This window comes from Enterobacter sp. HMSC16D10 (assembly GCF_001807145.1).
In the GTDB taxonomy this organism is placed as follows: Bacteria; Pseudomonadota; Gammaproteobacteria; order Enterobacterales; family Enterobacteriaceae; genus Enterobacter; species Enterobacter roggenkampii.
Genome location: NZ_KV787911.1, coordinates 61369 through 69589, shown reverse-complemented (window position 1 = coordinate 69589; position 8221 = coordinate 61369). Strand labels below are relative to the sequence as shown.

The 8221-nt window shown below is 56.9% G+C and carries 8 protein-coding genes; 3 read left to right on the top strand and 5 right to left on the bottom strand.

The window, feature by feature from the left end; all coding sequences use genetic code 11:
* Positions 1-73 precede the first annotated feature (73 nt).
* From parE to nudF, 5 genes are read right to left on the bottom strand one after another with little or no spacing between them, the layout of a single operon-like run.
* Entirely contained in the window at positions 74-1966 is a 1893-nt protein-coding gene (parE, locus tag HMPREF3143_RS21970) for a DNA topoisomerase IV subunit B (protein ID WP_025758507.1), read from the bottom strand.
* 28 nt (positions 1967-1994) lie between these two features.
* Positions 1995-2576, bottom strand: coding sequence for an esterase YqiA (gene yqiA, locus HMPREF3143_RS21965; protein ID WP_008502976.1), 582 nt, complete (start codon positions 2574-2576; stop codon positions 1995-1997).
* On the bottom strand, positions 2576-3403 hold the full coding sequence (gene cpdA / locus HMPREF3143_RS21960) for a 3',5'-cyclic-AMP phosphodiesterase (RefSeq protein ID WP_008502975.1): 828 nt from the start codon (positions 3401-3403) through the stop codon (positions 2576-2578). The genes yqiA and cpdA overlap by 1 nt, the downstream gene beginning before the upstream one ends.
* A 27-nt stretch (positions 3404-3430) precedes the next feature.
* Positions 3431-3853: a DUF1249 family protein gene (locus HMPREF3143_RS21955; RefSeq protein WP_003862516.1), complete on the bottom strand. Its 423-nt coding sequence runs from the start codon at positions 3851-3853 to the stop codon at positions 3431-3433.
* Positions 3850-4482: an ADP-ribose diphosphatase gene (gene nudF, locus HMPREF3143_RS21950; protein WP_008502974.1), complete on the bottom strand. Its 633-nt coding sequence runs from the start codon at positions 4480-4482 to the stop codon at positions 3850-3852. Before nudF ends, HMPREF3143_RS21955 begins: the two co-directional genes overlap by 4 nt.
* A gap of 204 nt (positions 4483-4686) precedes the next feature.
* On the opposite strand from nudF, the gene tolC reads away from it, so the two are divergent.
* The 3 genes from tolC (at position 4687) to HMPREF3143_RS21935 (ending at position 8188) form a co-directional block, all read left to right on the top strand.
* A complete protein-coding gene (gene tolC / locus HMPREF3143_RS21945) occupies positions 4687-6165 on the top strand; it encodes an outer membrane channel protein TolC (RefSeq protein WP_008502973.1) in 1479 nt (492 codons plus the stop codon).
* Positions 6166-6359: 194 nt separating this feature from the next.
* A complete protein-coding gene (locus HMPREF3143_RS21940; RefSeq protein WP_008502972.1) occupies positions 6360-7025 on the top strand; it encodes a DUF1190 family protein in 666 nt (221 codons plus the stop codon).
* A 2-nt stretch (positions 7026-7027) separates the two neighbouring features.
* Positions 7028-8188 carry a glutathionylspermidine synthase family protein gene (locus tag HMPREF3143_RS21935; RefSeq protein ID WP_021242309.1) on the top strand — a complete coding sequence of 387 codons (1161 nt, stop codon included), beginning with the start codon at positions 7028-7030 and terminating at the stop codon, positions 8186-8188.
* Positions 8189-8221 lie beyond the last annotated feature (33 nt).

Genomic DNA, 8221 nt, shown 5'->3' with positions numbered 1-8221 from the left:
CCCGGTGGCGCTAGCGCTTACCGGGCCTACGATCCATTCCCTCTCCCTGCGGGAGAGGGTTAGGGTGAGGGCATCAAGCCTCAATATCCGCCATATCGCCTTTCTCCTGCAGCCAGTTACGACGGTCTTCCGAACGTTTCTTGGCAAGGAGCATATCCATCATGGCGTTGGTCTGCTGTTCGTCTTCATCGCTGATCGTCAGCTGCACCAGACGGCGCGTGTTCGGATCCAGCGTCGTTTCGCGCAGCTGCATCGGGTTCATCTCGCCCAGCCCTTTAAAGCGCTGCACGTTCGGTTTGCCCTTCTTGCGCTTCAGCTGTTCCAGCACGCCCGCTTTCTCTTCTTCCGTCAGCGCGTAGTACACCTCTTTGCCGAGATCGATACGGTACAGCGGCGGCAGCGCCACGTAGACGTGACCGTTTTTCACCAGCGTACGGAAGTGCTTCACAAACAACGCGCACAGCAGCGTGGCGATGTGCAGACCATCGGAGTCCGCATCCGCGAGAATGCAGATCTTGCCGTAGCGCAGCTGGCTCAGATCGTCGCTGTCCGGATCGATACCGATCGCGACCGAGATATCGTGGACTTCCTGCGAGGCCAGCACTTCGTCTGAAGACACTTCCCAGGTGTTCAGGATCTTACCCTTGAGCGGCATGATCGCCTGGTATTCACGATCGCGCGCCTGCTTGGCCGACCCGCCCGCCGAGTCCCCTTCCACGAGGAACAGTTCGGTACGGTTGAGATCCTGCGCGGTACAGTCTGCCAGCTTGCCCGGCAGCGCAGGGCCGCTGGTCAACTTTTTACGCACCACTTTTTTCGCCGCACGCAGACGACGCTGGGCGCTGGAGATCGCCATTTCGGCCAGCATCTCCGCCGCCTGAACGTTCTGGTTCAGCCAAAGGGTAAAGGCATCTTTCACCACGCCGGAGACGAACGCCGCGCACTGGCGTGACGACAGACGTTCTTTGGTCTGACCGGCAAACTGCGGATCCTGCATCTTCACGGAGAGCACGTAGGCGCAGCGGTCCCAGATATCTTCCGCCGACAGCTTCACGCCGCGCGGCAGGATATTGCGGTATTCGCAGAACTCGCGCATCGCATCCAGCAGACCCTGACGCAGGCCGTTGACGTGGGTCCCGCCGAGCATAGTGGGGATCAGGTTAACGTAGCTTTCGGTCAGCAGCTCGCCGCCTTCCGGCAGCCAGAGCAGCGCCCAGTCCACCGCTTCGGTGTCACCGGTGAAATTACCGACGAACGGTTTTTCCGGCAGCGTCGGCAGGCCGTTTACCGCTTCGCACAGATAGTCATTAAGGCCATCTTCGTAATGCCAGCTCTGCTCGGTGTTGTTAACGTGGTCTTTAAAGGTGATTTCCACGCCCGGGCAAAGCACCGCTTTGGCTTTCAGCAGGTGCGTCAGGCGGGATACGGAAAAGCGCGGGCTGTCGAAGAAACTCTCGTCAGGCCAGAAGTGGACGCTGGTGCCGGTGTTGCGTTTGCCGCACGTGCCGACAACCTGCAGATCCTGCACCTTCTCGCCGTTTTCAAACGCGATGTTGTAGACCTGACCATCGCGACGGACGTTCACTTCCACGCGTTTGGACAGGGCGTTGACGACGGAAATCCCCACGCCGTGCAGGCCACCGGAGAACTGGTAGTTTTTGTTGGAGAACTTACCGCCCGCATGCAGACGACAGAGGATCAGCTCAACGGCCGGGACGCCCTCTTCCGGGTGGATATCCACCGGCATGCCGCGCCCGTCGTCAATAACTTCCAGCGACTGATCGGCATGCAGAATGACGTCAACGCGTTTGGCATGGCCCGCCAGCGCTTCGTCCACACTGTTATCAATAACTTCCTGGCCCAGATGGTTTGGGCGCGTCGTATCGGTGTACATCCCCGGGCGGCGGCGAACCGGCTCAAGCCCGGTGAGGACCTCAATGGCATCAGCGTTATAGGTTTGCGTCATGATTTAAACTAGCAATTCGCATTGATTGTCAGTGGCTGTGCAGTCCAAGAAAATCGACAATCTGGGTGAAATGATTCTCAAAGCCCGTGAAAGCATGGTTTCCGCCCTCTTCTATAGTCTGGCGGCAGGAGGCGTAATACGCCACTGCCTGGCGGTAATCCAGCACTTCATCACCCGTCTGCTGCAGCAGCCAGATGAGATCCGGCGCCTCGAGCGGGTCGACCTGCATAACTTTGAGATCGTAAATATGGCGTGACTCTAGCACATATTGCTGGCCGGTGTAGGGGTTCTCGTTTTCGCCAAGAAAGTCTCGCAGCAGCTCAAATGGCCGTACCGCCGGATTAACCACCACGGCGGGCAGCATAAAGCATTGCGAGAGCCAGGTGGCGTAATATCCCCCCAGCGATGAACCGACCACACCAAAGGTTTCGCCGCCGTGCGCAAGCACGATGGATTCCAGCATTTCCGCGGCTTCTGCCGGGTAAGGCGGCAGCTGTGGGATAATCATCTCAACGTCAGGGTGATGCTCGCTCAGCCACTGGCGAAACTGTGTCGCTTTTGCGGAGCGCGGCGAACTGTTAAATCCGTGCAGATAAAGGAGCGTAGACATCAATAGCCTTCTGAAGCGGTGTCCGGGCGGAACTGTGCGCCGGTCAAACGGCAGACTTCCGTGGTCAGCGTGCCGTCGGGATGCAGTTCCAGCCAGCGCCAGCCTGGCGCGATGGTATCCAGCGTAAAGTTGGCGCAGTGCGGCTTAAACTGAACGCAGGTCGACGGCGTTGCCAGCATGCGGCGTCCGTTCCAGTCGAGATCCTGCTCCTGGTGAATATGCCCACACAGCAGATTTTTCACCCGCGGGAACTTCGCCAGCACGCGATCCAGCGCCGCGGAGTTGCGCAGGCTGTGCTGATCGAGCCAGCTGCAGCCCGCTGGCAGAGGATGATGATGAAGCAACAGCAGCGTGTGGCGTTCAGGTTCAGCAGCCAGTTTGGTCTCCAGCCAGTCGAGCTGAAACTCGCTTAACTCACCGTGCGGGACGCCGAACACCTGGCTGTCCAGCAGCAGGATCTGCCACTGTTCACCCGCAAAAACACATTTCGCCGGAGAAATCCCCGCATCCTGGAGAGAACTGTACATTGCGGGCTGAAAATCGTGGTTACCCGGCAGCCAGACGCAGGGCGCGCTAAAGCTCGCGATGCCTTCAGCAAAATGCTGGTAGGCCGCGGAAGATTGGTCCTGCGCCAGATCGCCCGTTGCGACAATCAGATCGCATGCACGGTTTTCAGCGTGAATGGCGCTCAGTACCGCCTGATAACTCTCCCAGGTATTCACCCCCAGCAGCGTTTCATGCTTTTCGGCAAAAAGGTGGGTATCGGTGATTTGTAATATCCTGACTGGCGCCCCACCAGCAACAGTCAGGTTCAACAGGCTTTCCAAATGGTGTCCTTAGGTAGGTTTATGACGCTAACAAACCGGAATCGCCATTGCTCCATGTGCTAAACAATACCTTAGCCAGTCGGCTAAAAACTGGTTAATTTGATGCTTTTCGTCGCGTTGATGCAACTTTTTATTCGGGTAATCATACCGCGCCTTGAAGCGAAAGATCTGCTGGCTTGAACACACTTCAGCGACCATCGCGTCGTGATAGAGGCGTACCGTCATCGACGGCAGGCTCCAGTAGCTAATGCTGGGTGCCGTTTGCTCAATCTCCACCAGCGTAGTGTAGCGCGTTGATTCTGTTATCGTTAATCGATACTGCGCGTTGCTCACCTGATAGCTTACCGTTTCGCCGGGTGCGTCGTTTCTCGGCAGCAGGCGGCGCAATTGTGCAAAATTCGTTTCGCACAGGCGCATCATTTCTGGGAAGTCAGGCGTATAGCGCTTCATTTTTTCCACTCGTTTCGTAATGTCTGATAATGCAGCTGCAGCCATTGCAGGGCGATGACAGACGCTGCGTTGTCGATTTTCCCCTCTTCTACCCACTGATAAGCCTGTTCCCGGCTCACCACATGAACCCGAATATCTTCGTTTTCATCAGCCAGACCGTGAATGCCTTCCGCGGTCGTGGCGTCCACTTCGCCCACCATAATGGATAAGCGTTCGCTGGTGCCACCCGGACTCGCCAGATAGCTCAACACCGGTTTGGTGCGGCCCACCACCAGCCCCGCCTCTTCCAGCGCCTCGCGCCGGGCGACGTCTTCAACCGTCTCGCCTTCTTCGATCATCCCGGCCACCATCTCCAGCAGCCACGGGCTCTCACTGACGTCATAAGCGGCGATGCGGATCTGCTCCACCAGCACGACTTCGTCACGCACTGGGTCAAAGGGTAGCAAGACTGCCGCATGCCCGCGCTCAAAAATTTCGCGTCTGATTTCGCCACTCATTTCACCGTTAAACAGGCGATGCCTGAAACGGTAAAGATCCATTGAAAAAAAACCGCTATAAAGCGTTTCTCGTGCAATAATTTCTACATCGTTTTTGGCGAATGTCACGGGCAACTTTTCTGGTTTTTGCATGAGTCGAGTCCTGGTAGCAATGGTGATGAAATTGTGAATTTCAAGGCTGTTTGGCTGCCGTTTGTAAGGCTATATGATAGATTGGTGCAAATTACCGCCAGATGGCACGTAACGCCAACCTTTTGGTGTGGATGATTCTGTTAGAATCGGCAATTATTTTTTAATTAGATCAGCGCTAATACTGCTTCACAACAAGGAATGCAAATGAAGAAATTGCTCCCCATCCTTATCGGCCTGAGCCTGACGGGCTTCAGTGCAATGAGCCAGGCGGAAAACCTGTTACAGGTCTACCAGCAGGCACGTCTGGGCAACCCTGATTTACGTAAATCAGCGGCCGATCGTGATGCTGCGTTTGAAAAGATTAACGAAGCGCGTAGCCCCTTGCTGCCACAGTTAGGGTTAGGTGCAGATTATACCTACAGCAACGGTTTCCGCGACGCTAACGGCGTAAACTCCAATGCTACCAGTGCCTCACTGCAATTAACACAGACGCTGTTTGATATGTCCAAATGGCGTGCCCTGACCCTGCAGGAAAAGAGCGCGGGCATCCAGGATGTGACCTATCAGACCGACCAGCAGACGCTGATCCTGAACACAGCTACGGCGTACTTCAACGTGCTGAGCGCCATTGACGCGCTCTCCTACACCGAAGCGCAGAAACAGGCCATTTACCGTCAGTTAGATCAAACCACCCAGCGCTTCAACGTGGGTCTGGTGGCGATCACCGACGTGCAAAACGCCCGTTCACAGTACGACACCGTGCTGGCCAACGAAGTGACCGCGCGTAATAACCTCGACAACGCGCTGGAATCCCTGCGTCAGGTCACCGGGAACTACTATCCTGAGCTGGCCTCCCTGAACGTCGACAGCTTCAAAACGGATAAGCCGCAGGCCGTTAACGCCCTGCTGAAAGAGGCGGAAAACCGCAACCTGACGTTGCTGCAGGCGCGCCTGAGCCAGGACCTGGCCCGCGAGCAGATTCGTCAGGCGCAGGACGGCCATTTGCCAACCCTGAGCCTGAGCGCCTCTACCGGCGTTTCTGACACCACCTACAGTGGCTCTAAAACCAATTCTGCCCAGTATGACGACAGCAATATGGGCCAGAACAAGGTGGGTCTGAGCTTCTCCCTGCCGCTGTATCAGGGCGGTCAGGTTAACTCCCAGGTGAAACAGGCGCAGTACAACTTTGTTGGCGCGAGCGAGCAGCTGGAAAGCGCCCATCGTAACGTGGTGCAGACCGTACGTTCATCCTTCAACAACGTGAACGCCTCAATCAGCAGCATCAACGCCTATAAACAGGCCGTTGTGTCTGCACAGAGCTCCCTGGACGCGATGGAAGCGGGTTACTCGGTCGGTACACGTACTATCGTTGACGTGCTCGACGCCACCACCACGCTGTACAACGCGAAGCAGCAGCTCTCCAGCGCGCGTTATCAGTACCTGATTAACCAGCTGAACATTAAGCAGGCTCTGGGTACGCTGAACGAGCAAGACCTGCAGATGCTGAATAGCGCACTGGGCAAGCCGGTCTCTACCTCACCGGACAGCGTTGCACCGGAGAACCCGGAGCAGGTTGCCGCGGTTGATAACTTCAACGCTAACGGCACTACCCCTGCTGCACAGCCTGCTGCCGCGCGCACCACAGCGCCTGCCAGCAAGGGCAACAATCCGTTCCGTAACTAAGCATTGCCCGATGGCGCTTCGCTTATCGGGCCTACTGAATCGTAGGCCGGGTAAGCGCAGCGCCACCCGGCGCAAAATCCCCCTCGAACGTAAGCCAACGTAAAGATCCCCCTGATTCCGCCCCTCTTCGCTTCATTTTCAACCACTCATCCTCTATCCTGAGCGTTATTACCACTGGGTCCTGGAAGACAAACATGAAACGGACAAAAACGATCAATCACGCGTCGTTCCGCAAGAGCTGGAATGCACGTCACCTCACCCCTGTTGCGCTGGCGGTTACCGCTGTCTTTATGCTGGCAGGCTGTGAGAAAAACGATGAAACGGTTTCGCTGTATCAAAACGCGGACGACTGCTCTGCCGCCACCGGGAAAGCGGCCGAATGTAAAACGGCCTACACCAACGCGTTGAAAGAAGCAGAACGCACCGCGCCGAAATATGCCTCACGCGAAGACTGCGTAGCGGAATTTGGTGAAGGTCAGTGCCAGCAGGCACCGGCTCAGGCAGGCACGGCACCTGAAAATCAGGCACAGGCGCAGTCCAGCGGCAGCTTCTGGATGCCGCTGATGGCAGGCTACATGATGGGCCGTCTGATGGGCGGCGGCGCGGGCTACCAGCAGCAGCCGCTGTTTAGCTCGAAAAACCCGGCCAGCCCGGCTTACGGTCAATATACCGATGCCAGCGGTAAAGGCTACGGTGCAGCGACTCCGGGCCGCACCGTAACCGTACCGAAAACCGCGATGGCGCCGAAGCCTGCGACCACCAGCACCATCACCCGTGGCGGGTTCGGTGAGTCTGTGGCGAAACAGACCAGCATGCAGCGCAGTGCATCAGGCACCTCTACTCGCTCAATGGGCGGCTGATCATGGAACGAGTCAGTATTACCGAGCGCCCGGACTGGCGCGAAAAAGCCACCGAGTACGGCTTTAACTTCCACACCATGTACGGCGAGCCCTACTGGTGTGAAGACGCTTACTACAAGCTCACCCTGGCCCAGGTTGAGAAGCTGGAAGAGGTCACGGCTGAGCTGCACCAGATGTGCCTCAAGGTGGTGGAAAAAGTCATCGACAGCGACGAGCTGATGGCCAAGTTCCGCATTCCAAAGCACACCTGGAGCTTTGTCCGCCAGTCGTGGAAAACGAATCAGCCTTCGCTTTACTCTCGCCTGGATCTGGCGTGGGACGGCGTGGGTGAACCGAAGCTTTTAGAAAACAACGCCGATACGCCAACCTCCCTCTATGAAGCGGCATTCTTCCAGTGGATCTGGCTGGAAGACCAGATGAACGCCGGAAACCTGCCGGAAGGCAGCGACCAGTTCAACAGCCTGCAGGAGAAGCTGATCGAGCGCTTTGCCGAGCTGCGCGAGCAGTTTGGCTTCAACCTGCTGCATCTCGCCTGCTGCCGCGACACGGAAGAAGATCGTGGCACGGTTCAGTATCTGCAGGACTGCGCCGCCGAAGCGGAAGTGGCGACCGAGTTCCTCTATATCGAGGATATCGGCCTGGGTGAAAAAGGTCAGTTTACGGACATGCAGGATCAGGTCATCAGCAACCTGTTCAAGCTCTACCCGTGGGAGTACATGCTGCGCGAGATGTTCTCCACCAAGCTGGAAGATGCGGGCGTGCGCTGGCTGGAACCGGCCTGGAAGAGCATTATCTCCAACAAGGCCCTGCTGCCGATGCTGTGGGAGATGTTCCCGAATCACCCTAACCTGCTGCCAGCGTACTTTGCGGAAGATGATTACCCGCAGATGGAGAAATACGTCGTTAAGCCGATCTTCTCCCGCGAAGGCGCGAACGTGTCGATCATCGAAAACGGTAAAACGCTGGAAGCGGTTGAAGGGCCTTACGGCGAGGAAGGGATGATCGTCCAGGCGTTCTATCAACTGCCGAAATTTGGCGACAGCTATACGCTAATTGGCAGCTGGCTCATTAACGATCAACCTGCCGGAATTGGCATTCGCGAAGATCGCGCGCTGATCACGCAGGATCTGTCGCGGTTCTACCCGCATATTTTTGTGGAGTAAGACTTGCCCGGTGGCGCTACGCTTACCGGGCCT